18 protein-coding genes and 1 tRNA gene are annotated in these 25,746 nt (G+C 52.7%); 14 read left to right on the top strand and 5 right to left on the bottom strand.

Annotation, left to right across the window (positions count from 1 at the left end; genetic code table 11):
* The first annotated feature begins 7 nt into the window (after positions 1–7).
* Both mce and ACG2F4_RS13050 read left to right on the top strand, forming a co-directional pair.
* Entirely contained in the window at positions 8–406 is a 399-nt protein-coding gene (gene mce, locus ACG2F4_RS13055; protein ID WP_395261320.1) for a methylmalonyl-CoA epimerase, read from the top strand.
* Between the two features lie 102 nt (positions 407–508).
* Positions 509–582 (top strand) — tRNA-Pro (locus tag ACG2F4_RS13050).
* A 144-nt stretch (positions 583–726) separates the two neighbouring features.
* On the opposite strand, the gene ACG2F4_RS13045 is transcribed toward ACG2F4_RS13050, so the two are convergent.
* From ACG2F4_RS13045 to ACG2F4_RS13035, 3 genes are all read right to left on the bottom strand, one after another.
* Positions 727–1,614 (bottom strand): sensor histidine kinase, encoded by an 888-nt coding sequence (locus ACG2F4_RS13045; protein ID WP_395261319.1) that lies wholly within the window; start codon positions 1,612–1,614, stop codon positions 727–729.
* Between the two features lie 122 nt (positions 1,615–1,736).
* On the bottom strand, positions 1,737–2,831 hold the full coding sequence (locus ACG2F4_RS13040; protein ID WP_395261318.1) for a Gfo/Idh/MocA family protein: 1,095 nt from the start codon (positions 2,829–2,831) through the stop codon (positions 1,737–1,739).
* Positions 2,832–3,240: 409 nt separating this feature from the next.
* The gene (locus ACG2F4_RS13035; RefSeq protein WP_395261317.1) at positions 3,241–3,396 is read right to left on the bottom strand and encodes a zinc ribbon domain-containing protein; all 156 of its coding nucleotides are present in this window, start codon (positions 3,394–3,396) and stop codon (positions 3,241–3,243) included.
* 314 nt (positions 3,397–3,710) lie between these two features.
* Here ACG2F4_RS13035 and ACG2F4_RS13030 point away from each other — a divergent pair, with 314 nt between their 5' ends.
* The 3 genes from ACG2F4_RS13030 (at position 3,711) to ACG2F4_RS13020 (ending at position 4,813) form a co-directional block, all read left to right on the top strand.
* Positions 3,711–3,908, top strand: a complete 198-nt coding sequence (locus tag ACG2F4_RS13030) for a hypothetical protein (protein WP_395261316.1) — start codon at positions 3,711–3,713, stop codon at positions 3,906–3,908.
* A 49-nt stretch (positions 3,909–3,957) separates the two neighbouring features.
* On the top strand, positions 3,958–4,122 hold the full coding sequence (locus tag ACG2F4_RS13025) for a DUF1328 domain-containing protein (RefSeq protein WP_395261315.1): 165 nt from the start codon (positions 3,958–3,960) through the stop codon (positions 4,120–4,122).
* A 190-nt stretch (positions 4,123–4,312) separates the two neighbouring features.
* Complete coding sequence (locus ACG2F4_RS13020; RefSeq protein WP_395261314.1) at positions 4,313–4,813, top strand: hypothetical protein; 501 nt, start codon at positions 4,313–4,315, stop codon at positions 4,811–4,813.
* Between the two features lie 20 nt (positions 4,814–4,833).
* Here ACG2F4_RS13020 and ACG2F4_RS13015 read toward each other — a convergent pair whose 3' ends face one another.
* Positions 4,834–5,694, bottom strand: coding sequence for an SDR family oxidoreductase (locus tag ACG2F4_RS13015; RefSeq protein ID WP_395261313.1), 861 nt, complete (start codon positions 5,692–5,694; stop codon positions 4,834–4,836).
* Between the two features lie 149 nt (positions 5,695–5,843).
* On the opposite strand from ACG2F4_RS13015, the gene ACG2F4_RS13010 reads away from it, so the two are divergent.
* Positions 5,844–6,221 carry a co-chaperone GroES gene (locus ACG2F4_RS13010; RefSeq protein WP_395261312.1) on the top strand — a complete coding sequence of 126 codons (378 nt, stop codon included), beginning with the start codon at positions 5,844–5,846 and terminating at the stop codon, positions 6,219–6,221.
* Positions 6,222–6,635: 414 nt separating this feature from the next.
* Here the strand turns inward: ACG2F4_RS13010 and ACG2F4_RS13005 are convergent, their stop codons facing one another.
* The gene (locus tag ACG2F4_RS13005) at positions 6,636–7,250 is read right to left on the bottom strand and encodes an ATP-binding cassette domain-containing protein (RefSeq protein ID WP_395261311.1); all 615 of its coding nucleotides are present in this window, start codon (positions 7,248–7,250) and stop codon (positions 6,636–6,638) included.
* A 157-nt stretch (positions 7,251–7,407) separates the two neighbouring features.
* Between ACG2F4_RS13005 and ACG2F4_RS13000 the strand changes: the two genes are divergently transcribed.
* From ACG2F4_RS13000 to ACG2F4_RS12965, 8 genes are all read left to right on the top strand, one after another.
* On the top strand, positions 7,408–9,072 hold the full coding sequence (locus ACG2F4_RS13000) for a hypothetical protein (RefSeq protein ID WP_395261310.1): 1,665 nt from the start codon (positions 7,408–7,410) through the stop codon (positions 9,070–9,072).
* A gap of 12 nt (positions 9,073–9,084) precedes the next feature.
* Positions 9,085–10,635: an acyl-CoA carboxylase subunit beta gene (locus tag ACG2F4_RS12995; RefSeq protein ID WP_395261309.1), complete on the top strand. Its 1,551-nt coding sequence runs from the start codon at positions 9,085–9,087 to the stop codon at positions 10,633–10,635.
* Between the two features lie 565 nt (positions 10,636–11,200).
* Entirely contained in the window at positions 11,201–11,830 is a 630-nt protein-coding gene (locus tag ACG2F4_RS12990; protein WP_395261308.1) for a hypothetical protein, read from the top strand.
* 127 nt (positions 11,831–11,957) lie between these two features.
* Complete coding sequence (locus ACG2F4_RS12985) at positions 11,958–12,533, top strand: AraC family transcriptional regulator (protein WP_395261307.1); 576 nt, start codon at positions 11,958–11,960, stop codon at positions 12,531–12,533.
* A gap of 295 nt (positions 12,534–12,828) precedes the next feature.
* Positions 12,829–15,327 (top strand): heavy metal translocating P-type ATPase, encoded by a 2,499-nt coding sequence (locus ACG2F4_RS12980; protein WP_395261306.1) that lies wholly within the window; start codon positions 12,829–12,831, stop codon positions 15,325–15,327.
* Positions 15,328–16,031: 704 nt separating this feature from the next.
* Positions 16,032–16,286, top strand: coding sequence for a hypothetical protein (locus ACG2F4_RS12975; protein WP_395261305.1), 255 nt, complete (start codon positions 16,032–16,034; stop codon positions 16,284–16,286).
* A 76-nt stretch (positions 16,287–16,362) separates the two neighbouring features.
* Positions 16,363–16,689 (top strand): DUF5335 family protein, encoded by a 327-nt coding sequence (locus tag ACG2F4_RS12970; RefSeq protein ID WP_395261304.1) that lies wholly within the window; start codon positions 16,363–16,365, stop codon positions 16,687–16,689.
* Positions 16,690–16,778: 89 nt separating this feature from the next.
* Positions 16,779–25,454 (top strand): GH36-type glycosyl hydrolase domain-containing protein, encoded by an 8,676-nt coding sequence (locus ACG2F4_RS12965; RefSeq protein ID WP_395261303.1) that lies wholly within the window; start codon positions 16,779–16,781, stop codon positions 25,452–25,454.
* The last annotated feature ends 292 nt before the right edge of the window (positions 25,455–25,746 follow it).

The raw sequence follows: 25,746 nt of genomic DNA, 5'->3' as shown, positions 1-25,746 counted from the left end.
GACCACCATGCGTATCGATCACATCGGGATAGCAGTCAGCGACTTGGAGGATGCAATTGCGACCTACGAGTCGCTGCTGGATTCCGAATGCTATAAGCGGGAAGTGGTGGCAGGCCAGAAGACAGAGACTGCCTTTTTCCGGACCGGTGAATCGAAAGTCGAGCTGCTGGGCTCCACAGCCCCGGATTCGGTCATACAAAAGTATATCGAAAAGCATGGAGAGGGAATGCACCATGTCGCTTTCGAGGTCGAGAACATCGATGAGGAACTGAAAAGGCTGAAACGAAAAGGGTTTGCCCTGTTAAATGAGGAACCGGTGGAGGGGGCGGATAACAAATTGGTGGCGTTTATCCACCCAAAAGATAACCGTGGAGTACTGGTTGAGATTTGTCAAAGCAAAAGTTGAGTTTTGAGTCTTACACTCTTACCTTTGACATCGATTAACTAATACAACTGTGGTAGCCTGTAAGGTGAGCGTTGGCAGGCCCGCCGCAGAATCGACTTTTTTCGGGAAGTGGCGCAGTCCGGTAGCGCACACGACTGGGGGTCGTGGGGTCGCAGGTTCAAATCCTGTCTTCCCGACATAATCAAGCCTTCTGATAGCTTTTAAACGCTGTTGGGAGGCTTTTTCTGTTTTACAGCTGTTCCTGGAACCTCTTATCACCTTGGTGTTCGGCACCAGCGCATTTATATGAGTTTTTAAGCGTTACCCTGCAGGTTTCCGGGTTACATGCTTTGGGCCATGGTTGCCGCAGAGCCGGAACGATCGGATTTATTGAATTCCAGGTGGAAGTTATACCCGTTGGAGGTGGTTTCCCATCCGGAGGTGGCTTTTAACTGTTTTGTATACAGGTCGACCAATTTTAATTCAATATGACCCGTTTCAACCAGTTTGGTAATGGCTTTTTCAGGGAGATCTACCAGCTGCAGGTTAAACTTCACTTTGTTGGGCAGGTAGTAGTTCAGGTCAATACGGACGGAACCTATTTTCCCCTTATATCCATTAACCCTGAGCTGGGTAAAAATTTCATTGATCAGCAGTCCCAGTGGTATCGCCTGGTTGATATTAAGGTTCACCTCATCAATATTGGCCTGGATAGAGGATGGGGAGTTGACGCTCTGCTCGAGATTTGATACCAGGTATCTCATGCACTCGTGAAATGGTATTTTGGTAAAGTCTTTTTCCTTGTATAACAACTCTTCAATATTTGCGAGCGTATATATGCGAAACTGCGTTTCCTGGAGGGCCTCTGTGTCAGCTTCATCCATTGTATTCGCTTGCAACTCAATGAGGCCCGTAACAATTGCCAGGTTGTTTTTTACGCGATGGTGCAATTCACTCAACAAGGTCTGCTTCTGCTTTATCAGCATTTCAAGGCGGGCTCTGCTTTTTAGTATCGAAGCGGTGTTTTTACCAATCAGGTAATACAGGAGTGCGGCGGTGACAACTACAAAAAACAGACCCTTGTAGGTCTGCACCTGCGCCATAATGGCCTGATCTTCAAATATTTCAACGATAATTAAATCGCTGAAAAAGATCCAGCCCGCCGATATAATGAGGTATATGGAGGTGATCTTCAAACCATGCCGGTGTGGAAGAGATAGTGCTTTCATATGTCACTCCATGATAAAAACCCAAAATTTGCCAACTAATATGTCAAGAGCCTCTCGGTGCGGACTTGTTACAAATTAAAAGAGGTAATAGCCTGGGCCCGGGTTTCTTCCTCAAATATGTCTTACAGCTGGATCTTTGCTCCATCTTTTCGGGAAGATTCCATAATGGCCTGCACAATGCGGATATCTTTCAGCCCCTCTGATCCCGGTACAATCGGTTTTCGGCCTTCCTTAATGGCCAGGGCTTCATTGTCCATCTGGCGCGCCTGCTGGTGATGGGGGTCCGGCGGCAGTATCTTTCCGTCGCTGGTCTTTCCCTTGACGCCGGAATAAGACTGAAACGGGCGCAAATAGTACCAGCCGTCGGTGCAGTCCACGTCCAGGTAGTTCATCGATTTACCGAAGCTGGTTTCCCCGTCGGCAATAACCCCTCCGGGAAATTCGAGCTGGAAGACGGTGGTTTCATCCACCTCGTCATACATATCTTTGCGCTCAGAGCTTTGAATGCCGCTTGCGGCAATCGGTTCCATGCTGGTAGAGTAACGGGCGGCGTTGATCGGGTACACCCCCATGTCATACAGGGCGCCGCCTCCCAATTCCGCATCTCTTCGCCAGTTGCCCTCCGGATGACTCCCGTCGTAACCGGCCCCGGTTTTCACCCCTGTGACGGCTCCATATGTTTCTTCTTTGCCATATCGAATGATGGTCCTGGTGTTTGGTTCATGCTGCATACGGTAGCCGATTGCCAGCTGCACCCCGTTTTTATTCGTGGCATCGATAATGGCCTGGCACTCCTTGACGTTCATGGCCATCGGTTTTTCACACCATACATGCTTGCCTGCCTCGGCCGCGATGATGGAATACCTGGCGTGCAAACCGGTGGGAACCACAACATATACCACGTCAATGTCATCATTATTGGCCAACTCGTGCATCGTTTCATAGCTGTAAACATTGCTGTCGGGGATTCCATACTTTTCCTGCCATGTCGGTATTTTTGACGGCGAGCCGGTTACAATGCCACGAAGTTCGCAGTGATCGGTTTTTTGAAGTCCGGGAGCCAGCCGTGTCGTACTGTAGTTTCCCAGGCCGACCAGCGCCACTCCAAGTTTTTCCTGGTTGTTTGAGAGTATAACGGAGGGAAACCCGATAGTGGAAAGGGCCAGGGCGGAACCGGCTCGTTTTAGGAATCTTTTTCTGGAAATGTTCTCACTCATAATTGATCTGGATTTGTATAAAAAGATTTTAAGTAGACTGTATAAAAGAGGGTGTTGTAATAACCTCAATTCCTTGTTTTGAGGGAGTAGTACTCCCGTTTAAAGGTCAATAAGGGTTGGTGGTACAACCACTTCCCAACAAAATAGCAGGTTCTGCAAAGGTCTCTGGATGTGATGTTTGCCCGATTTCAAACATATGTTCACTTCGAAATCCTCAATCATCGATATTACCCCGGGATTTCGAATACGCCTGTGGATTGACTTCAGGCAACATCCCGGCTTTTTAAAGCCCATTGTTAAATAAAATAGAAATGTTAATCGCTTTTCAAAGGGATTCGTGAAAACAAAAGGTGGGGTTTAGAGAATTACCAAAACCGATCGCATGACCTTCACACCACGATAAGCTGCACTACAGAACCATCCACAAAATAAGAAGCACAATCATAACCCAGGCCGCAATCTGTACGCTGAGAGGCTGACGCGGGAATTCGTATCCGCAGACAGGGCATGCTTCTGCATCAGCGTCTACTTTCATTGCGCAACCGGGGCATTCTCTTTTATCCATAATGCTGAATTGTTGGCGGGGTGTCGGAGATTGGACTCAACACCACGTGGTTCCTGGTTTTAAAATTACAAGTAAATGGTACCTGCCAAAAACTGCAACCAAAAAAATGTATCGTACAGATCTTATTTCATTTGTTTTATAATCAATAAAAACAGTAGTTTAGTTTATATGATTTTATAATTTTCATGAACGCGATTTCTATGGTGCCATGAGCATGCAGGAACGGTAACCGGTGCTGAGTATCCCCGGAAGCGGGGAACAAATCTGTCGATAACCGTTATAAGGTATCAAAACGATAACAAGATTGTTGAACAATGGGAAAAGCAATAGGAGCTATACTAACGGTCGGTGGCCTGGCCTCTCTTATTTACACCGGAGTCAACTATCTTAATGAGTCCGAGAGCTTTGGCGTTTTCGGGATGGATGTGGTGGTGAGCCAGGGAAATATTGTGCCGGTGGTGGTATCCGCCGTTGTACTTGTGGTGGGTGTGGTGCTGCTGCGTGGCAAATAACACAGCGGTACAAAATGAACATGACAGTGACATAAATACGGGAGGTTAGATGCTGCGCTGGAGTATTACATTTTTAATTATTGCCATCATTGCCGCCGTACTCGGTTTTGGAGGCATTGCAGGAACTGCGGCCGGAATCGCCGAAATACTCTTTTACATATTCCTGGTGCTGTTTGTGGTTTCGTTGATTTTTGGCAGGCGCCCGAGCGTGTAAGGCGATTATAATAGGGCTTTTGTAACCCTGTTGTTTTGCTAAATTTCTGGATTTTCTGGAATAGGAAATTCTCATTGCGGGGATATAAACGCCGGGTACGAATTTGACCAGGAGGTAGTTATTGGAGTACAAACTGCAGTAATCTGCACTGGAGAAATGATCAACAATATTGAACCCAACCGTTAATGTCATGTATGTGTTAGACTATCACAGGCAGCTGGCGCTCATAAAAGAGATGGTTCAGCTGCGGAAGGATGATGAAAAATGGGAGGCCTATTATCACCATCCTTCGACCAACGAGATGTGGAAAAGTTTTTTCCCGCAGGCCAACGGCGAAAAACGGGGACCGAAAGTCATGCGCATAGAACCGGTTCCTGAAAAGCTGGAGGAGCGCCTGGATGTGTGCCTTAAAAGCGATAACAAAGATGACGCAAGGGGGCTGGGCGTGGAACTTTCAGTGGATCTGCACAAGTGGGATCATGTTCTTGGCATTATTGAAAAACAGTACCGGGAGTATGAGCGGTCGCAGCTTCAGATTTTTTTGAGCGAGATAGGCATCAGGGAGTATGAAAAAACGTTTAAAAATTTGGGTTACGAGTTTCAGGATTTTGGATTCGACGAGAAGCAGTTAAAGAGCATGGTATGGCGAATCCGCAAAGTGCTGTTCAAAAAGCGTATCATTTTTTGGTAAGAAATCCCCAGCCCGGTAATCTATTCTATTCCTGTTAGTTGGCAACTGATCTCCCACAGTTTTTCCGTCAGTTCATCATTATAAGCGATATCCGCCGGCTGGGTCTCTTTTTTGTTTTTGAAATATTTTCCACTTGTATTCTCGACCTTGGGAGAGGTGGCCAGATAGACGGTGGTCTCCGCCCCCTTTTGGGGAGATTTCATAAATGGCCGTCCGATTGCAAACAGCAGATACATAAACCAGCTGGCTTCGCTGGTGAGCCGGGACCGCACGACCCCGGGATGGAGAGCGTTGGTGGTCACGGGAGTGCCCAAAGTCCGTTTCGCCAGCTCATGGGTAAACATGATGTTGCAAAGCTTGGAAACACCATAGGCTTTCATCGGGCTGAATCCCTCTTTCAACTGAAGGTTATTGAGGTCAAAAGCGTGGGCAGCGGTCCGGTGTGCTTCCGAAGAAACATTGATGACCCGCGCGGAGGGTGCTGCTTTGAGGGAATCCATCAGCAAATGGGTAAGAAGAAAAGGAGCGAGATGGTTCACGGCAAGCGTTTTCTCAATACCGTCGACCGTTTCCTGTCGCCCGGATGCAATAATTCCGGCATTATTGACTAGCAGATCGAGCTGATCAAACGTGTTGAGAAATGTCTGGGCAGCGTTCCTGATATCGTGCTGAACGGCAAGATCGGCCAGCAGAATTTCGATCCCCGTTTGCCCGGTTTTGTTAATAATCTCTTCCCGCGCCTGCTCCGCCTTTTTCTCGTTCCTGCACAGCATGACAATATAGGCTCCCCTTTCGGCCAGTTCTATGGCCGTGGCTTTTCCAATACCTGAATTGGCCCCCGTAATGAGGCATACTTTATTATCGAGGTTGGTGTTCTCCATAAAAAGAATCTATATTCGCATTCTGTTTCTAACCGGACAAGATTATATATGCCAGGAACGATACCCTGGGTTATATGAAACGGAAAATAACATATACAAGTTTAATCAAAATACGTTTTTAAGTAAGATCTAAAAGAGCAATCATCAATATGATTCAGGATTATCTCAATTCGGTAGATAAATTTATTGTAGTTGGCGACAGAGTATTAATCAAGCCTCGTGAGATGGAAGCGCGGACCAAGAGCGGTCTCGTACTGCCGGCAACGGTACAGGAGAAAGAGGATATCCAGAGCGGGTACGTGATAAAAACGGGACCGGGATATCCCATCCCTTCACAGGAACTGGACGAACCCTGGAAAGAGGATAACAGCGAAACCCGCTATATCGGTATGCAGGCGGCGGAGGGAGACCTGGCGATCTATTTAAAGGGGCAGTCTCATGAAATTGAGTTCGAAAATGAGAAATATATTATTGTGCCCCACGGGGCGATCCTGCTGTTGATCAGGGAGGATATGGAGATCCGGTGATCCATGGGTATTGTTTTTGATGAAGAAGTTGTTAAGTTGCTGATTATATTAAACTTGGCTGTGTTTTTGTTGTCCATTTTGGGGAGCAAAGCATTACGCGGAGAGGCTTACAGATTTGGAATTGGTGGAAGCAGGTTGTGGCGGTAGTACCACTGCACAATGTTGGGCCTGAATTTTGAATAAGAAATGGAAGTGGAAATCGTTGAATAGGCCAGAGCAACCAAACAGAAAACAGCGAGTGGGCACAAACAGCTGTAGACCTGCAGGGCGTGGAAGATGTACATATTGTGGATCTGAGGCACCGTTGATCTGGGTGCACGGCCACGGACAGTGTGCGAACTGCGGTATTAACGTAGAAGAATGCTGCAGGGGAGAGCAGGTAAAACGAGATGGTTCGTAACGGGTTTGCCGCGCTTATTCTACGGAAAAAATTTGATCTGCAAGGTCCAGCTCGGAGGGATTATTTGACGCCAGTAACACGATTTTTTGTTCGTCCCGGAAGTTGTCCAGGATCTGCCGGATGGTTGCCCGGCCCTGCTTGTCAAGATTAGCCCCGGGTTCATCCAGGAAAAGGATGGAGGGGTGATAGCTGAGAGTAGATGCCAGCCGTGCCCGTTGCTGCTGGCCGGTTGAAAGATCTCCGAACGGCTTGTCAGTCAAACCCGCAAGTTGCAACCGTTCCCAGAGCTCTTTTTGCTGTGCCGGGGAATAGTTTTTTTTCCGAAGCTTTAAAATGAGCTCCATATTTTCCCGGACGCTCAGCTCGTGGTAGAGATTGATATACGGCGCAACGTAACCGAGATGAGATCGGAAGACATCATTGGCAAGTGGAGTCGTTCCATTTTTCCAGGTAATGGTTCCGGTAGTGGGATTCAGCAGCCCGGCCAGGCACTTCAGCAACGTGGATTTGCCGGACCCGTTGGAGCCCCCAATGCCTGTTATACCTGGTTCGAATGAGAACGAAAGATTCTCGAGCACTCTCGTGGCCCCGTAACGCTTGGACAGGTTATGTACTTCTACTGAAAACATGCATCAAAGGTAACAAGGCAGAGATAAATCCCAAATCACAAATATTGAAAATCCGGCGGTGTATGTGCTCGTTTTCAACAGCTGGATATCCTGGTAGATGAGAGGTAAATATGGTTGTGTTACCTCTGTTGAGACTATATATTTCAAACTTGGTTTTATGGATCAAACGATAAAACATATTACCCAACGGCTTGTCAACCTGCTCCCTGAAGAGGCGGATTCCTACAGCCTGAGTGATCTGCGCGAGAGCGGCTGGCCCCGGTTCGTCGTAAAGCGGGTGGAGGTGGAGCTGCAGCGCAACCTTGCTGAATCTATTGTTCTGCCCGAAACGGAATGGGCCGAGATGGAATCCGATACCGTACAGCACGCATGGAAACAGTTTGTTGAGGTCATCAGGACACAGGCGCGGTTGCCCGCCAGCTACGCCAGCCCGGTGCTGGAAACGGCGATAAGCGATATCCTGGAGATCCTGGTCCAGCCCCGAAGAAACTTGCCGGATGTGATTTTTGGAGCTGCTGAAATGCTTGATTACGAAGAAGTGGCAGAGAGAATGGACAGTATCGTGGTTTACCGCCATTTCGCATCGCTTATTCCCCGGTATATGGAGCGGAAGGGATATATTGAGCTCTCCAAAGAACAGTGCCGGAAACTGATAATCCAGGCCGATGAAAAGCTGACCGCCCGGTACACGTCGCTGAATTGGGCCCAGATGCTGGAGCCGCTCTTTTTACTGATGGGAGAGGAGATCGATTCCAGCCTGTTGCGGATGTTTTTCGAGGATAAACGCATGCCGCGCATTGCACGTCAATTTGATAATATGAACCGATCCCTGAACCGTTCGGAGCTTATCGAACAGCTTTCCACGCCCGATCTCCCGGGAGAGGATGAGCAAAATGAATTTTTCCTTCAGATTTCCAGGAAATCGAATATATCAACGGGGTGGGAGGGACTGGTGAAACCGGTGGAGAAAGACAATCAAGAGGCCGGCGAACAAGAGGATTATCGCCCGGCTGAATCAGGTATAGAGCAGGAGGAGACAGGCGAGGATGATAATGCTGCTGCATCCATCAATACACTGTATCGTGAAGAGGAGACCGATGTAGAGTTTGAGGAGATGGAGGAAGAGGAGGATGAAGAAGCGGAGAACGCCCTGAACCAGCTGTTTGCTGATGCGGGAGACCCGGATGAAGATGCCGGGAGCGAACCTGTGAAGCTTGTATGGAGCGAGCCTCCCGCAGAAGAAGAGAATGAGCCGGCACCCCGGGTATTTCAACCGGAAGAGCGCGAGAAAAAAGAGCAGCAGGACGAACCGACCGGTACGGCAGAAAAACCGGAAGAACCAGAAGTTCCGAAAGAACCCGCGGAGTCCGGCAAACCGGCAGAAGAAAGGGAGGAGCACCTTGATGAGGAAGAGGAGGAACAACCGATGTGGCTCCGTTTCCTGGATCCTGAAGAGGAGCAGTCCGAGGTGTATTTGGAACGCGGAAAAGAGAATTCTGAAGATGATACGGGCCGGGTACAGAGTGAACCCCTCGTCGATTTTACCACCGATAATGAGATGGACACCGAGGAGCTTAAACAGCTGAAAAGGATGCTCCGCCCCGACCGCTCACGGTTTGTAGAGGAGATTTTCAGGGGATCGGAAAAAGCGTATGAAGAGGCGTTGAAAGAGTTGTCGAGAAAGGACAACTGGCGAAACGCCAGCCAGTTTATTGAAAAAGAGATTTTTAATCGGAACCTGGTGGATATGTACTCCGAGGTGGCGGTTGACTTCACCGACAGCCTGCACAACTATTTTATTGAAATCTTGAATCAGAATTAGCAGACGGATGTAATGGGCAAACACGAAAAAGTCGAAGAGCTGAATCAACGACGCAAAGAGGCAAAAAAGGGGGGCGGCGAAAAGCGGATACAAAAACAGCACGACAAGGGAAAGCTGACCGCCCGCGAACGGATCGACTTGCTGCTCGACGAGGATTCGTTTGACGAGATCGACGCCTTTGTCACGCACCGCAGTACCGAGTTCGGCCTGGACAAAAAGAAGATACCGGGCGATGGAGTTGTGACCGGCCAGGGAAAAATCAAGGGGCGGCCTGTCTACGTGTTTAGCCAGGATTTCACGGTTTTTGGAGGCTCACTTTCTGAGACACATGCCGAGAAGATCTGCAAAGTGATGGACCTTGCGATGAAGAACGGGATTCCGGTCATCGGGCTCAATGACTCGGGAGGGGCGCGTATCCAGGAGGGCGTGTCTTCACTCGGGGGATATGCGGAAGTGTTTTGGCGCAACAGCATGGCTTCCGGGGTCATTCCACAGATTTCGGCCGTTATGGGACCCTGCGCCGGTGGAGCGGTCTACAGCCCTGCGCTCACCGACTTTGTGTTTATGGTGAAAAACACCAGTTACATGTTCGTCACCGGTCCGAATGTGGTGAAGACCGTAACGCACGAAGAGGTTAGCTCCGAAGAGCTGGGGGGAGCCAGTGCCCACAGCACAAAATCGGGTGTCGCCCATTTTTCAGAGGAAAACGATGCCGTGTGCCTGAAGAATATCCGCAGCATCATGGATTATGTACCGCTGAATTGCGAGGAGAAACCACCCCGCCAAAAGTCCAGGGAACCGGACCCGGCAAAAGAAAAGAAGCTGGATACAATCGTCCCCGACAACCCGAACAAACCGTACGATATAAAAGAGGTGATCGAGGGGATTGTGGATCGCGACTCATTCATGGAGGTCCATCAACACTACGCCGACAACATTGTCGTAGGTTTTGCCCACCTAGACGGGCGCAGTATCGGGGTGGTAGCCAACCAGCCGCTGTCACTGGCCGGCGTGCTCGATATCGATGCTTCCCTGAAAGGTGCTCGCTTTGTCCGTTTTTGCGACGCATTCAATATCCCATTGCTGGTGTTTGAAGATGTCCCGGGATTTCTTCCGGGAACCGACCAGGAGTGGGGAGGCATTATCAAACACGGGGCCAAGCTGTTATATGCTTTTTGTGAGGCGACGGTCCCCAAGATGACGGTTATCACGCGTAAAGGCTATGGGGGAGCGTACGATGTGATGAATTCAAAACATATCCGGGCCGACTTTAATGTAGCCTGGCCAACGGCCGAGATTGCAGTTATGGGACCCAAGGGAGCAGTGGAAATAATTTTTCGCAGAGAGATAAAGAATGCCGATGATCCGGAAACCAAAGAAAAGGAACTGGTTGACTATTACAAGGAGCAGTTTGCCCATCCCTATAAAGCTGCCGAACGGGGCTACCTGGATGATGTGATACTTCCCCGCGAGACACGTAAACGATTGATCAGGGCGATGGAATTTTCGGAAAACAAGGTCGATTCCATTCCCCAGAAAAAACATGACAACCTGCCGTTATAGCATCCGCCTGTAATTTAACGGTATTTTTTAGAGGGCTTTTCAAAACACTCAATTCCTCTTCTGAGGGAGTTGTACTCCCGATTAAAGATCAATACGGTCGGTGGTATACCCCCCCCCCAACAAGATAGTAGGTTCTGCAAAGGTCCCTTTTTAAAAGTACGTCTATGCTGAAGGAAGGGACTACCAGGACATTTTGGCCGTGTGACGACCCACCTCATAATCACCGCCCGGAAAGTGCCGGGCGTTTCACCAGTACATCCAGCCCAAATTGCCTATCCCAGCCCCGGGTTACGCTGAATCTCTTACTTGCTCAGTTGTAAACACTGTTGAACCATTGATCCTTGCACCTGCAGTGAGACTGCCGAGATAAGCCCGGAAAAGAGGAAAAAAACGCACATACAGAATTTGATTTTAATTTAGACTGTGTTTAAATAGATGGCGACCATATAATTTAGACTTGTTCTAAATAGAAGGATTGTGGCTGCCTTCTGCTTCGGCGTGAGGCGGAATCAGAGGGTCTTGACTAGTTAACAATAAGGAAAAGTCTATAACTGTTTGTGCATCAATGAATAACAAGTACGTAAACCGTTCAAAAATTTCAGAAGCCAAATTCAGAGAAATAGTCCGCCTTTTTTCAATGGATTTAACGGCAATACAGATTGCGGAATTGACGGAGCTGAACCGGAATACCGTAAACCGATATTTGAAAGGGATCCGGCAGCGAATCGCGGAGTATTGTTCCGTTACGGAGCCCCTTGTATTTTCATCCCGGAGCGATTTGAACAGTGCAACCCCCAAGTTTAAACTGGTCGGACTCAGAGAACATGAGCGGCAGGTGTTTGCGGATATATTGAAGCCGGAGGAAGTGCAAAAGATCCGGTCCGGGATTGATCACGCTTCCCTCAAGTGGTATTTATCCGGCGTTTCGATCCAGGAATTTAAAATGGTGATTGACCCAATCCAAAAACGCAGAATATACCTTTGCAGTGAAACCCGCCATCAACAGCAGGCGCGAAAATTCCGGCGCATGGAGGGATTCTGGGGATTTGCCCAGTCGCGTCTGGAAAAGTTTAAGGGGCTTCACCTTTCCACCTACCGCCTGCATCTCAAGGAGTGCGAATTTCGATACAACAATCACAAGGAGCAGCTCTACAAACTGATCCTGAAAATTATACGGAATAAACCCCTGTTTTAGTCATCCCCCCGGTGGAAAAAAAATGAAAAACATACCTATTTAACGGTTGCTTGGGAACAGAATAAGCGATTGCTTCATTAATATATTTTGAGATTCATAGCACTGACTAGCGCACAGAAAATTACCTATGGCAAGTACAAATCAATATTACATCAAAAACATGGTGTGCCCCCGTTGCGTGATGGCGGTGCAGAATGCATTTGAAAACCTGGGCATTGAGGTACGGAATGTCGAACTGGGGAAAGCAGTGGTTGAGCAGAATGAGGACATTGACGAGCAAGAGGTGGAAAAGGCACTCAATAAGTTGGGGTTTGAACTCCTCAAGGGACGGGAACAGCAGAAGGTGGAACAGATCAAAACTCACCTGATCAACTACGTAAAAGAGCTGGAAGCCGAGCAGGAGGTCCCCAAAATTTCGGAGTACCTGTCGGAAAAGATACACCGGAATTACGCATCCCTGAGCAAGCTGTTTTCCGGGGAGGAGGATACTACCATTGAAAAGTACCTGATCCACCTGAAGATTGAGCGCGTCAAGGAACTGCTCTCGTATGATGAACACACCCTCAGCGAGATCGCCTGGCGGCTTAACTACAGCAGCGTGCAGTACCTCTCCAACCAGTTCCGGCAAGTCACCGGAATGTCAGTCACCGACTACAAAAAAGCCAGTAATAGTTTCCGAAAATCTCTGGATTCTATTGAATGAAATCCTGGGTGGCAATGCTACCTGGTAAATATATCGGACCAGCGGTACAAATTAGCAATTGAAGATAGGAGCCGGATTTCTGCTGCGCTTCCAAGCATGAAAAGAACATTGAAGAAAGTTGTTCCCCGGATTTTTAGTATGATTAATAAATTGTATTACCCCGCTGTTCTGCAATGGTACTGCTTACCAGTAAAAATTCTGTAACCATCCCCAACAAAATTATAACGGATCAGCTCCGTCTCTTTTTTATACTGGAACAGATTTTGAAAAATGCTCAACTGAAAGAGATTACGATATGACAACGACCAAAGAGACCCTTCAAATTGAAGGCATGCACTGTGCCAGCTGCGTGAACAATGTGGAAACCAATCTTAACAAGCTGGATGGCGTAGAAGGTGCCACCGTTAACCTGGCCAGTGAATCGGCTGCGGTGGAATATGACGCCGAAAGGGTGAGCCGTGATGATCTGAAAAAGGCGGTCGCCGATGCGGGTTATGAGGTGGTAGAGCCGGACCTGGTCACCCAGACCCTGAAAATCGACGGCATGCACTGCGCCAGCTGTGTAAATTCGGTGGGGACGCAGCTGGCGGCGCTGGAGGGAGTGGAAGAGGCGAATGTAAACCTGGCTACCGAAAGCGCCAAGGTGACATATCGAAAGGCCTCAGTAACGTTGGACGATTTCGCAGAGGCCGTTGAGCGGGCCGGCTATACGTTGCTCAGGGAAGAGGCAGAGTCTCCTCAGGATAAAGCCGATTCAAAGCTGGAGCGCGAGCAGAAGAAGGTGGACGAGGCCCAGTCCCGTATGTGGTGGTCGTGGGCGGCGACGATCCCGATCATCCTGTGGATGCTGCCCGAGATGATCTGGGGATACGCCTTCCTGGGACACCTGGGCATGGAGATCGGCATGCTGGGGCTTTCGGCATTTGTGATGTTTGGACCCGGCCGGGAAACGATGAAAAGCGCGTGGAAGTCGGCCAGCAACCGGACGCCCAACATGGACGTGCTCATTGCGATGGGTACGCTGGCCGCGCTCTCAACGGGAGTGGTAACCTTGCTGCATCAATTTGGGCTGGCGCCCCGGTTCCACAGCTTTGCCGGAATTGCCGGCATGATCATGGCGTTTCACCTGACCGGTCGCTATGTGGAGACCAAAGCCAAGGGACGCGCTTCTGAGGCGATACAGAAGCTGTTGACGCTCGAAGCCAAAGAGGCAACCATAGAGCGCGATGGTGAAGAAGTTAAGGTACCGGTCAATGAACTTCAGATCGGCGACCTGATGGTGATTCGTCCTGGAGAAAAAATCCCGACCGATGGAGAAGTTGTGGAGGGTGAAAGCAGCGTGGATGAGTCGCTGGCCACCGGCGAATCGATGCCGGTCAACAAGAGTACGGGCGATGAAGTGATCGGCGCCACCATCAACAAGAACGGCGTGCTGAAAGTGAGAGCCACCAAGCTGGGGCAGGACACCTTCCTGAACCAGGTGATTCGCATGGTGGAAGAAGCCCAGGGTTCCAAGGTACCGATCCAGCAGTTTGCCGACCGCATTACCGGTGTGTTTGTGCCCGTGGTGATCGGGACGGCGCTGCTGACCCTTGCAGCCTGGCTGGTATTTCCCGGCTTTTTCGGGGAAATCGCCACGTGGGCGGCAGACTTTATCCCGTGGATTAATCCCGAAATGGGGGCGGTGGCACTGGCGTTCTACGCGGCTATCGCGGTGCTGGTGATTGCCTGTCCCTGCGCGCTGGGTCTGGCTACGCCCACGGCCCTGATGGTCGGTTCCGGCATGGGCGCTCAAAATGGCGTGCTCATCCGCAAAGGGGAGGCGATCCAGATGATGAAGGACGTTGATACCATTGTGCTCGATAAAACCGGCACCATCACTGAGGGCAAGCCCGGTGTTACGGATGTAATCTCACTGAATGGAATGGGGAAAGATGAGCTGATTCACATGGCCGGTTCGGCGGAAACCGGATCCGAGCACCCGCTGGGCCAGGCGATTGTGGAATACGCCAGGCAGCACAACGGCCAGCTGGAGCATGCGGAGCGGTTCGAGGCTGTGACCGGTAAGGGCATTAAAGCGTTGGTTGACGGAAAGCAGGTGTGGATCGGAACTCCCGGATTGATGGAGGAATCCGGGATAACATTGAGTGAATCGGCACGCGAGGAAATGAGATCCCTTGAAGAGCAGGCCAAGACAGCCATGATGGTCGGCGTCGGTGATCAGCTTGCCGGCATTATAGCGGTGGCCGACCAAATAAAAGGGGACAGCAAGAAAGCGATTGCCACGTTCAAGAAGTACGGCCTGACGCCGGTGATGATTACGGGCGACAACGAGCGAACGGCCCGCGCAGTAGCTAAAGAAGTGGGCATTGACAAGGTGATTGCCGGGGTGCTGCCCGATCAGAAATCCGATAGAATAGCTGAGCTTGAACAACAGGGCAAGGTCGTGGCGATGGTCGGCGACGGCATTAACGATGCCCCGGCGCTGACACGCGCCCATGTAGGGATCGCCATAGGAACCGGAACGGATGTGGCGATTGAGGCGGGCGACATTGTGCTGGTGCAGGGCGACCTGAGCGCGGTGGTGAAGGCTATAAAACTGAGTCGCGCTACGTTTACCAAAATCAAACAGAACCTGTTCTGGGCGTTTTTCTACAACGTGGTGATGATTCCACTCGCCATCTTCGGCATGCTGCACCCGGTACTGGCGGAGATCGCGATGGCGTTTAGCTCCATCAACGTGGTTACCAACTCACGGCGCTTGAACAACGTGGATCTCCAGCCGGAGTATTAGCCCGGATTTCTCACGAGTATGTTGGATAAAATCATGTGACTTCATGGATGGCAGTAACTTACGCCATCTTTTACTGCCAAATTATCATTACAGCCTGTAATAGGCTGCGAAATTGGCCTTTCAGCTGCGTTGAAGGACAAATCATTGGCTCAACGTACCAACGTACGTCTGCGCGGCCCTTTGCCCTTCGCCTTGCTGAAAAACCAATTTTTTGGCGAGAAATCCGGGTTAGCCCGCACAATGACTAAAAAAATCTTGGTGAGGTAATTCGCCTCAGGTTTGTAGTTTCAGGACTGAAAAAAATCATTTCCCTGGATCTCCTCCAAACTTCACTTCAAGCTCTTCAAATAAACAACGCCACAAAGGGGGACGGTCCGCACTTCCCCCCGTCCTCTTGCTCCTTATTCTAAATTTATAATTCACTTTCTGCCCTATAGAAATTTGAAATTTAAGGACTCGAGTTCCCAGAACCGGGCGTAAAGAAATCCCAACATGAAACAGGAGACTATTCCAAATCCCCGGCAGCAGAAATAGGTAAATCCCCTACTTCAGTTTATACAAGAATAGCTATCATTACGTTAAGCATACAAGGAATAGGCAGGAGACGTAAAAGCCAGGCATTTGTAATGAAATAAACCTCAACCCGGCAGCAGGAGGCAGTTATGGTGACACTCAGTGCAACAGCAATATTTTGGTTCATAGCCATGGGACTGACAGTCGGATACATTTTCGCATACTTCATAAAGCGAGAAGGGCGTAGCCTCGTCGCGAACCTGACATGGGGAACCGTGGGGGCAGTGGCAGTCGGATCCATCGCCATCGGACTGGGATTCGGGGACGGGCTGCTGTTTTCCTTTGTGGGCAGCCTGTGCGTGCTTTTCATCGCCAACGCGTTTCACCAGCACCACCAGGAAGACCTGCACGGTCACGTAGACCTGGGTATCAGGATCAAAAGGTAGTCCCCGTGTACCGGTTTATGGTTAATCCAAGGATCAATTCACCTAAAGCCCTCTTTAAAGAAAACGGAGATCAACGATGGCAGTAAAAAAAATCGACAAAAAAGAATGGATGGTCTACTTCGATACCTTTTCCAAAAAATTCCTCAAAGACAAGCAACCTGAATATGCTGAAATTCGGGTCATGTCCAATGATATCGGGGTGCAGCAGGAGACCCGCTGGTCGCCGCTAAAGGGGATCAGCTACGATCCCAAGGATGATATTCTGGATATCAATGTAGAGCGGCTGAACCGGATGATCCTGCATCCCAAAGAGATCTACGTAGACCAGGAAGAAGACGGATGGGTAACTTCCATAGAAGTTATCGAGGCCGACGGAACGAAAGATATCATTGAGATACGGTAGCTCCGGCCGGCGCATCGAATAACAGACGGGAAACAGGAGAAGCGCAACGAGAACGCAAATGCGATTAAAGCAAACGAAAGAGACAAGCTATGCCCGAAGAAACACAGGTGCATTACAATAAGCTGCACCTGGAGCACGAAATTGAAAATATCGCCCGGGGACAGCGCGTAACGCTCAAGGCACGACCGCTCCAGCCGATCGCTCCCCTGCTCAAATCATCCAGGGAGACGCTTACCAAAACCTACCGGGCGCTGGCGCGGGCCGCCCGCAAAAATCGTGATCTGTCGGTAGCCGGGGAATGGCTGATTGATAATTTTTATATCATCCAGGAACAGATTGTCCAGTTAAAGGAAGATCTGCCGGTCTCCTACTACAAGAAATTGCCGCGTCTGCAGAGCGGGGAGTACGCTGGATTTGCCAGGATCTATGAGCCGGTATTCAAGCTGGCGGTCCTCAGTGACAATACGATAGACCAGGAAAATGCGAAGACCGTGGTCCAGGCATTTCAGAGGGTGGAAACCCTGAAGCTGGGAGAGCTGTGGGCGGTTCCGATCATGATACGGCTGGCGCTCATTTTGCGCCTCTCCGACCGGGCCGAAGAGCTGCTCCGAATGAGGGCGATAAAGAATCGGGCCGACCAGGAAATAGAGGCGATTCGCGGGGAGGAGACCGAGGAACCCGGCTACCTGCTGCGGAAGCTGGCCTCCCTCTTTGTGGACGGCAGGGATGGCAAGCCCCTGTTGATCGCCCTGGCCCGCCGGCTGCAAAACAGCGGCATGCTTACCGACATGGAACGGGGCTGGTTCGACTATAAGCTTGGCAGGTGGAATACCACTCTTGAAGAGGAGCTCCGCACCGAGGCGCAGGAGACCTCGCGCATGCACCTCAGCATCCAGAATGCGATAAGCTCGTTGCGGGAGGTTGCCGAGGCCGACTGGTCTGACTTTGTGGAGGAGAACGCCGTCGTGGAGCGCATCCTGCGGCTGGATCCCTCCGGCTTTTACGGGCAGATGGATTTTCAGACGCGCGACACCTACCGCAAGAAGATCGAAAAGCTGAGCACCCACACTTCACTCTCGGAACAGCAGGTGGCGGAGAAGGTGCTGGAGATGGCCGAAGAACGAAATCAGGAGAACGGGCAAGAGGAGGAAGACCCGGTAGAAAACCATATCGGCTACTACCTGATGGATGAGGGGTACGGTGAGCTCGCCCGGCGCATCGGCTACCGGGCCCCGTTCGATGAGTGGGCGCGGGACTGGGCGAGGCGGCACGCCTCAGCCTATTTTATGATGATCGGTGGTCATTTTTTGGTGCTGCTTGGAATCGCCACCTGGGTGACCGGCTTCCTGCAGGCCCCGCTCTGGCTGCTGCTGCTTACGCTTGCCGCGGCTCTACTGCCCGCCCTGGATATGTCGATCGTCTCAACCCACCGGATTCTCACGCTGCTGCTGCCGCCGCGCATCCTGCCCAAACTGGATATCAAGGGTACCGTGCCGGACGAGTACCGGACCATCGTGGTGGTCCCGACCCTCTTCAGCTCCCCCGAGGATGTGTGCGAGCAGTTTGAATTGCTCGAAATTCGGGCGCTGGCCAATCCCAACAAGGGACTGCAGTACGCCATCCTTTCTGATTTTACCGATGCTCCCCAGGAGAAGATGCCGGGTGATGACGCAATTTTGGAGGCGGCACGCCGGGAGGTCCGTGAGCTTAACGAACGCCACACCGGCAGCCGGTACGGCGACCGTTTTTTCCTGCTGCACCGCCGCCGGTGCTGGAATGAAAAGGAGGATGCGTGGATGGGCTGGGAGCGGAAGCGGGGAAAGCTGGAGGAGTTTAACCGACTGCTGCTGAATCCCGGGGCGGAGTCGACCTATACCCATATCGGGGAAACGTTTGAAGAGTCGATTGCCGGGACGCCTGTGAGGTATGTCATCACCCTGGATGCCGACACGAAGCTGCCGCCCGGCAGTGCCGTCGATATGATTCGCACGGCGGCTCATCCGCTCAACCACGCCCGGCTGGACGAGTCGGGGGAACGGGTCGTCAAGGGATATGGAATCTTCCAGCCGCGGATATCGATCCCCCCGAAGTCGGCCAACAAGACCTGGTTCGCAAAGATCTATTCCGGCAACGTCGGGCTTGATCCCTATACCACCGCCGTCTCCGATGTGTACCAAGACCTTTTTGGGGAAGGAGTTTTTACCGGCAAGGGGCTGTATGACGTGGAGGTGTTTGACGAGGTGCTCGGCGGCCGGTTTCCCGATAATAAAGTGCTGTCGCACGACCTGCTGGAGAGCACCTACCTGCGGGCGGCACTGTTGAGCGACATCGAGTTTTTTGACGACTACCCGACGACCTACCTGAGTTATTCGAAGCGGAACCACCGCTGGATAAGGGGCGACTGGCAGATTTTGCAGTGGCTGTTTCGGAAGGTCCCCTCTTCCGGCGAGAGCGGCAAAGACCACAATCCGATCAACGTCGTATCAAAGTGGAAGATTTTTGACAACCTGCGCCGCTCTCTCAACCCGGCGGCGCTGCTCCTGTTTCTGCTGCTCGGGTGGACTATCCTGCCGGGAGCGGCCCTGGCGTGGACGGCGGCCGTACTCGGGATCATGGCGTTTCCGATCTACTCCAGCTTTTCCACTGAAATCTTCAACCGTCCCCCGCGGGTGGCCTGGAAACTGTACCTTGAGAAGATTCGGGATGACCTGAAAATAAATACGGTGCAGGCGGTCACTACACTGCTGTTTATGCCGCACCAGGCCTACCTGTCGCTGGATGCCGTGCTGCGGACCCTGTGGAGAATGGCGGTCTCCCACAAAAACCTGCTGGAGTGGACCTCCGCTTCGCATGCCGAACAGCAGGCCGGCAGCGGACTGCGGGGCTACTACCTGACCATGATGCCAAATCTGGTGTGGGCCCTGCTGGTGATCGCCGCCGCCTGGTTTTTTAAGCCGACTATACTGCTGCTGGCGGCCCCTTTTGGAGTTGGGTGGCTGCTGGCGCCTATGCTGGGATGGTATATAAGTCACGACTTTGAACCGGTAAAACGGCAGCTGAGTGCGGCTGACGAGCAGCAGTTGCGCGGCTATCTTCGTCGGACCTGGCACTTTTTTGAGCGGTACATGACCGCAGAACACTCCTGGCTGCCGCCTGACAACGTGCAGGAGGATCCCTACATAGGAGCAGTGGGGCGGACGTCTCCCACAAATATGGGCCTGGGCCTGGCCGCAACGGTTTCGGCCCTAGGGTTTGGATACCTGAACGTCTCTTCTTTCCTGGACCGGGTCGGCAATACGCTGGGATCGATGAAGATGCTGGATACCTATAACGGTCATTTCTACAACTGGTACAGCACCAGGCTGGGAGAGGTGCTCAACCCGCGCTATATCTCGACGGTGGATTCCGGGAACCTGGCTGGTTCGCTGCTGGTACTGAAACAGGCGCTCCTGGATCTGCCCGACAGGCGATGGCCGAATGAGACGTTCTGGCAGGGGCTGAAAGACACGATCGACACGCTCTCCGATCTCACGGAGGAGTGCTGCAGCCATAACAAGGCGGAAAGCGATACATACCAGAAAATAACGAGATTGCTCGGCACGGTTGAACAAGCGCTGGAGAGACCGGTTCCCAGCACCCCGGAGGCCTGGGAAAAGAAGCTGGTGGAGCTCCTCAGGCCCGCACAAAAGCTGCATGGGATGAACCTCGACAGCCTTTCTGACAGGGTAAAGGATATCGAGTTTGATGAGATCCGTGACTGGTTTGGCCGGCCCCTGGTCCAAATTGAAAGCCAGCTCCGGGAGGTCCGTGCAGTACGGGCGGCCCTGTGGCAAGAAGGGGAGCGCAACCCCGGTCTGTTTGACGACGGGGAACGACCCCTTTTACGGGATCTGGCAGGCGTGGAGCCTGTTGACCGCTGGCTTGAGAGGGCTAATGAGTTGGCCGGTTGGTGCGAGGCTATGGTACGGCAGATGGATTTTGGCATCCTCTACAACAAAAAACGAGGGTTGTTCAGTATCGGTTACAATGCAGATCGTGCTGCCAACGACAAGGGGACCTACGACCTTCTTTCCAGCGAGGCGCGGCTGGCCTCCTATATTGCCATCGCCAAGGGGGAGGTGCCGCCCGAGCACTGGTTCCGGTTGAGCCGCCGCCTGACCAGTATCGACCGAAACGAGATTCTTCTCTCCTGGGGAGGCACGATGTTTGAATACCTGATGCCCCTCCTTTTTATGAGCCGGTATGATGACACGCTTCTCAGCCTTACCTATGATAATGTGGTGCGGTGGCAGAGGGAGTATGGCGAAAACCGCGACCGTGGCTACCCGTGGGGCGTCTCCGAAAGTGCCTACGGGCTGCTGAACCTGGAGATGCATTACCAATACCGGGCATTCGGGGCCCCGGGACTGGGCCTGCGCAGGGGACTTGCAGAGGACTACGTGGTGGCTCCCTACGCCAGTATGCTGGCGCTGATGGTGCGGCCGCGGGAGGCGCTGGATAACCTTGAACTACTCCGCCAAAAGGGGGCCTACGGGATGAACGGGTTCTATGAGGCGGTTGACTACACCCCCTCGCGCCTGGAGCAGGGAGAGGAGCAGCTGGTGATCAAAATGTATATGGCTCATCACCAGGGCATGGGGATTCTGGCCATCACCAACGCCCTGGACGGCAACGCCATACAGAAGCTTTTTCACCGCGATCCGCTTGTGCAGTCCTGTGAACTGCTGCTGCAGGAGCGCATTCCCAAAGGAGTGCCGATCAAGGAGCCCAGGCCGATCGACGTGGAACTGGAGCCGGGAGAGGAACAGAAGCTGGAGGCGGCGGTGGACCATGCCGGACAGGACGCGCTTGGCGACACCACCCCCCGAACGCATATCCTCTCCAACGGCAGGCACAGCACGGTTATCACCCATGCCGGCACGGGGTATTCGACGTACCAGGATACCGCCCTGACCCGGTGGAGAGCAGACAGGGTACAGGATCCCTGCGGCTTTTTCTTTTATATTAAGGACCTGGAAACAAACAACTTCTGGTCGATGGGACACCAGCCCGTAAGGCGCGAGGCCGACCGGTATGACAGCTGGTTCCACGAGGGAAAGGTCCAGACGGCCCGCGTTGACGAGTGGATCGAATCGTTTATGGAGGTCTGCGTTTCGCCGGATGACGATATTGAGCTCCGTAAAATTACGTTGACCAACTATTCGGACCGGTCCCGCCGGCTGGAGCTGACGAGCTATGCAGAGGTCGTGCTCAACACCCGGCAGGCGGATGAAGCACATCCCGCCTTTTCGAACCTTTTTGTCCAGACCGACCACGTACCTGAACATCACGCCCTCATTGCCAGGCGCCGGCCCCGGAGTAAGGAGGAGAATGAGACCTGGCTTGTACACACCCTGGCCAGCGACGATCTCAACAACCTGCCGGAGCCGCTGCAGTATGAGACTGACCGCGGTAAATTTGTGGGACGGGGACGAAATCTTGCTGAACCGGAGGTGATGGACCCTGGTGCCCGCCTGAGTGGGTCCACCGGGAACGTGCCCGATCCCATCGTGAGCATGCGGCGCGTTATTGAACTGGGTCCCGGGGAGAAAAAAAGCGTCACCTTCGGGCTCGGCAAAGTGGATAGTCACGAAGAAGCGGTATCGATGGCCGACCGTTACGACAACCCCTATGCCACCGATCGGGTGTTTGAGCTGGCCTCCATTTACGGCCGTGTGGAACTCGAACATATCGGGCTGGACGGGCAGCGGGCCCACTATTTTCAAAAGCTGGCCGGGGGACTCCTCTACGGCGAGCCGAGTCTGAGAGCGCCGGAGCAGGTCCTCCGCAAAAATCGCAAAACCCAGTCCGGGCTCTGGACCTATGGCATTTCGGGCGATCTGCCGATCCTCGTCTACAGCATCGCGGATACCGATTATCTCAAGTATATCGATCAGCTCCTGAAGGCACACTCCCTGTGGCGTCTCAAGCAGTTCAAGGTAGACCTGGTTATTATCAACGACCACCCGCCCTCCTACGTGGATGAGCTGCAGCAGGCGATACAGCAGCACATTCAGTCGTCCGCGGCAAACCAGTGGCAGCATGAACGGGGAGGCGTCTTCCTGCTCCGCGGCGATGACCTGCCGGACCAGGACCGGATACTGCTGGAGAGCGTAGCCGGGGCGGTATTGACCGGGAAATTGGCAAACCTTGATTTTTCGGCCAGCGATACGGTTGCCGAAAAATCGGGGGCGGAGTACTACCGGCCGGTAGACCTCCAGGGAGAGGAACGTGCCGGGCAGCCTCTGGAACAGGAGCTGCAGTTTTATAACGGGTTCGGAGGGTTTGCAGAGGATGGGAAAACGTACGTTATCACACTGAACGCGGATGAGCAGACTGGCCGCTTGCAGTACCCGCCGGCTCCCTGGATCAACGTCATCGCCAACCCGGAATTTGGATTTATCACCTCCGAGAGAGGCTCCGACTATACCTGGAGCCAAAACAGCCGGGAAAACCGCCTTACCCCGTGGTCAAATGATGCAGTCACTGATCCGCCGGGGGAGGCGATCTATATCAGGGATGAGGAGCACAGGCTATTCTGGAGCCCGACCCCGGGACCGGTGCCGGGCAGCCGGCAGTACACCGTCCGCCACGGGTTCGGGTATACGGCGACGGACAGCCGGGTGATGAACCTTTCCCAGCAGGTAACAAAGTGGGTTGCCCTGGACGATCCGGTAAAAATCGTGAAGGTGCGGCTGCACAATTCAGACCTGGCAAGGCGGCACCTTTCGCTGTTCCGCTACCAGGACTGGGTGCTCGGGGTACAGCGGGAGCAGTCGGCAAAACATGTACTCACCAGAATTGACCGGGAGCTGCAGGCGGTGTTTGCTCAAAATTACTATAACAACGAGTTTGCCGGGCGCGTGGCGTTTGCTGCCCAGTACCTCGGGCAGAGTGCCGATGACAGCTATACCGCGGACCGGGAGGCGTTTATCGGGCGCAACGGCGACTTGTGCAAACCGCTGGCCGTAACGAACCGGGAGCGCCTGCGGGAGAGTGAGGGGATGGCCGGAGACCCCTGCGCAGCCCTGCAATCCACCTTCTTTCTGGAGTCCGGCAGCACTGTCGAGATCTGCTACCTGGTGGGAGAGGCGGAATCGGAAGAGCAGGCCAAAGCGCTGATTAACAAATACCGGGATAAAGCGGTGCTGGAGTCGAGTTTGCAGGAGATCCGCGGATACTGGCAGCAGAAGCTGGACCGAATCCAGGTTCAAACGCCGGTGCCGGAGCTGAATCTGCTGGCCAACGGCTGGCTGCAGTACCAGAATATCGCCTGCCGGATATGGGCGCGCTCCGGCTTCTATCAGTCGGGCGGCGCCTTTGGATTCCGGGATCAGCTGCAGGATTCCGGCGCGGCCCTCTACCTGGATCCGGAGTTGACGCGCAACCAGATTTTGCTGCATGCCGCCCACCAGTTTGTCGAGGGGGATGTGCTGCACTGGTGGCACCCGCCCACCGACCGCGGTATTCGGTCCCGTATCACCGATGACCTGCTGTGGCTGCCCTTTATCACAGCCCTCTATCTCCAAAGAACCGGTGATCGATCCATCCTTGAGGAGGAGGTACCGTTTCTTAAAGCGCGGGGGCTCGAAGAGGGTGAAGATGAAGCCTACCTGGTGCCGGAATCGTCGGGAAGCACCGGCAGTCTGTATGAGCACTGCTGCCGTGCAGTCGATCGGTCGCTGACAGCCGGTAAAAACGGGCTTCCCCTGATCGGTACCGGTGACTGGAACGACGGGATGAACCGCGTTGGTGAAGAGGGCAGGGGAGAGAGCGTGTGGCTGGGATTTTTTCTCTATAAAATTTTGGGTGATTTTATACCCGTCACCAGGATGATGAAAGATCGCGATCGCACGGAACGGTACCGTTCCTACCGGCGAGAATTGAAGACCAACCTCAACACCAACGGGTGGGACGGGGAGTGGTACCGGCGCGCTTTTTATGATGACGGAACGCCATTGGGCTCCTCTGAAAATGAGGAGTGCAGGATCGATGCCATTGCTCAGGCGTGGTCGGTGATATCTGGAGCAGCGCCCGGAACGCAGGCTGAACAGGCGATCGATGCGGCAGATCGGCTGCTGGTCTCCCAACAGGAGGGAATCATCCGGCTGCTGACTCCGCCGTTCGACAAGACGAGCCGGGATCCGGGATATATCAAGGGCTATATCCCCGGAGTGAGGGAAAATGGCGGCCAATATACGCACGGGGCGCTCTGGCTGATCAGGGCGATGGCGGAGCTGGGCCGGGGAGAGCGGGCGGTGGAACTGCTGCGGATGCTGACGCCGGTGCGGCACGCCTCATCCAATGAGCTGGCCAGGCGTTATAAAGTGGAACCGTTTGCGGTTGCAGCGGATATCTACGGCGAGCCGCCACTTACGGGGATGGGCGGTTGGACCTGGTATACCGGGTCGGCGGGATGGATGTACCGGGTACTGGTGGAATCGATACTTGGAATCGATATCCGTGATGGCAACAGGGTGAGGATCGTTCCCCGAATTTCATCCGGGTGGAGGGAGTATTCGGTTCGAATTAGAGAGCTGGATGGAGAAACATGTTACCGGGTTCATGTCCTGAATAAAAAAGGCCTCGAAAAGGGTAACGTTGTCGGCAGCGTGGACGGCGCTCCGGGGGAGCCGCCGTCAGACTCTTTCTCCTTCCGAATGCGGAAGGATGGAAAGAACCACGAAGTGAAGCTTAAAATTATTCCGGGTGATCGGGATTCCTGAGCCGACAGGTCCGCCGATGGAGGCAGGGCATAAAGTGAAAAAAGAAAGGGCGCAGCGTACTGCCATCCCCGCCCCATTGAAGACCGGAAAAGACTGATTTATATTTTTATCCCCTCCTTCGTCAAGCTGAAACTTTTCCGGTCTCGGAATGTTGCTGTAGCTCGTTAATATGACCTTCCCCTTCGATACGTTCGAAATTCCTTATGTTTCATTACTCATTCCCCCTGCACCCCCCTTCGAACCTCACTACTCGCTTTTCAATCATAACTGCCACAAGGGGGAAAAATCAGCG

The organism is Halalkalibaculum sp. DA3122 (assembly GCF_043951865.1).
Taxonomy (GTDB): Bacteria; Bacteroidota; Rhodothermia; order Balneolales; family Balneolaceae; genus JAMQKA01.
Note: the sequence above shows the minus strand (reverse complement) of the source record. Positions and strands in the feature narration are given on the sequence as shown.

Coding starts and splice junctions, on each gene's coding strand:
- mce (WP_395261320.1), top strand. CDS start 8: ATGCGTATCGATCACATCGGGATAGCAGTCAGCGACTTGGAGGATGCA.
- ACG2F4_RS13045 (WP_395261319.1), bottom strand. CDS start 1,614: ATGAAAGCACTATCTCTTCCACACCGGCATGGTTTGAAGATCACCTCC.
- ACG2F4_RS13040 (WP_395261318.1), bottom strand. CDS start 2,831: ATGAGTGAGAACATTTCCAGAAAAAGATTCCTAAAACGAGCCGGTTCC.
- ACG2F4_RS13035 (WP_395261317.1), bottom strand. CDS start 3,396: ATGGATAAAAGAGAATGCCCCGGTTGCGCAATGAAAGTAGACGCTGAT.
- ACG2F4_RS13030 (WP_395261316.1), top strand. CDS start 3,711: ATGGGAAAAGCAATAGGAGCTATACTAACGGTCGGTGGCCTGGCCTCT.
- ACG2F4_RS13025 (WP_395261315.1), top strand. CDS start 3,958: ATGCTGCGCTGGAGTATTACATTTTTAATTATTGCCATCATTGCCGCC.
- ACG2F4_RS13020 (WP_395261314.1), top strand. CDS start 4,313: ATGTATGTGTTAGACTATCACAGGCAGCTGGCGCTCATAAAAGAGATG.
- ACG2F4_RS13015 (WP_395261313.1), bottom strand. CDS start 5,694: ATGGAGAACACCAACCTCGATAATAAAGTATGCCTCATTACGGGGGCC.
- ACG2F4_RS13010 (WP_395261312.1), top strand. CDS start 5,844: ATGATTCAGGATTATCTCAATTCGGTAGATAAATTTATTGTAGTTGGC.
- ACG2F4_RS13005 (WP_395261311.1), bottom strand. CDS start 7,250: ATGTTTTCAGTAGAAGTACATAACCTGTCCAAGCGTTACGGGGCCACG.
- ACG2F4_RS13000 (WP_395261310.1), top strand. CDS start 7,408: ATGGATCAAACGATAAAACATATTACCCAACGGCTTGTCAACCTGCTC.
- ACG2F4_RS12995 (WP_395261309.1), top strand. CDS start 9,085: ATGGGCAAACACGAAAAAGTCGAAGAGCTGAATCAACGACGCAAAGAG.
- ACG2F4_RS12990 (WP_395261308.1), top strand. CDS start 11,201: ATGAATAACAAGTACGTAAACCGTTCAAAAATTTCAGAAGCCAAATTC.
- ACG2F4_RS12985 (WP_395261307.1), top strand. CDS start 11,958: ATGGCAAGTACAAATCAATATTACATCAAAAACATGGTGTGCCCCCGT.
- ACG2F4_RS12980 (WP_395261306.1), top strand. CDS start 12,829: ATGACAACGACCAAAGAGACCCTTCAAATTGAAGGCATGCACTGTGCC.
- ACG2F4_RS12975 (WP_395261305.1), top strand. CDS start 16,032: ATGGGACTGACAGTCGGATACATTTTCGCATACTTCATAAAGCGAGAA.
- ACG2F4_RS12970 (WP_395261304.1), top strand. CDS start 16,363: ATGGCAGTAAAAAAAATCGACAAAAAAGAATGGATGGTCTACTTCGAT.
- ACG2F4_RS12965 (WP_395261303.1), top strand. CDS start 16,779: ATGCCCGAAGAAACACAGGTGCATTACAATAAGCTGCACCTGGAGCAC.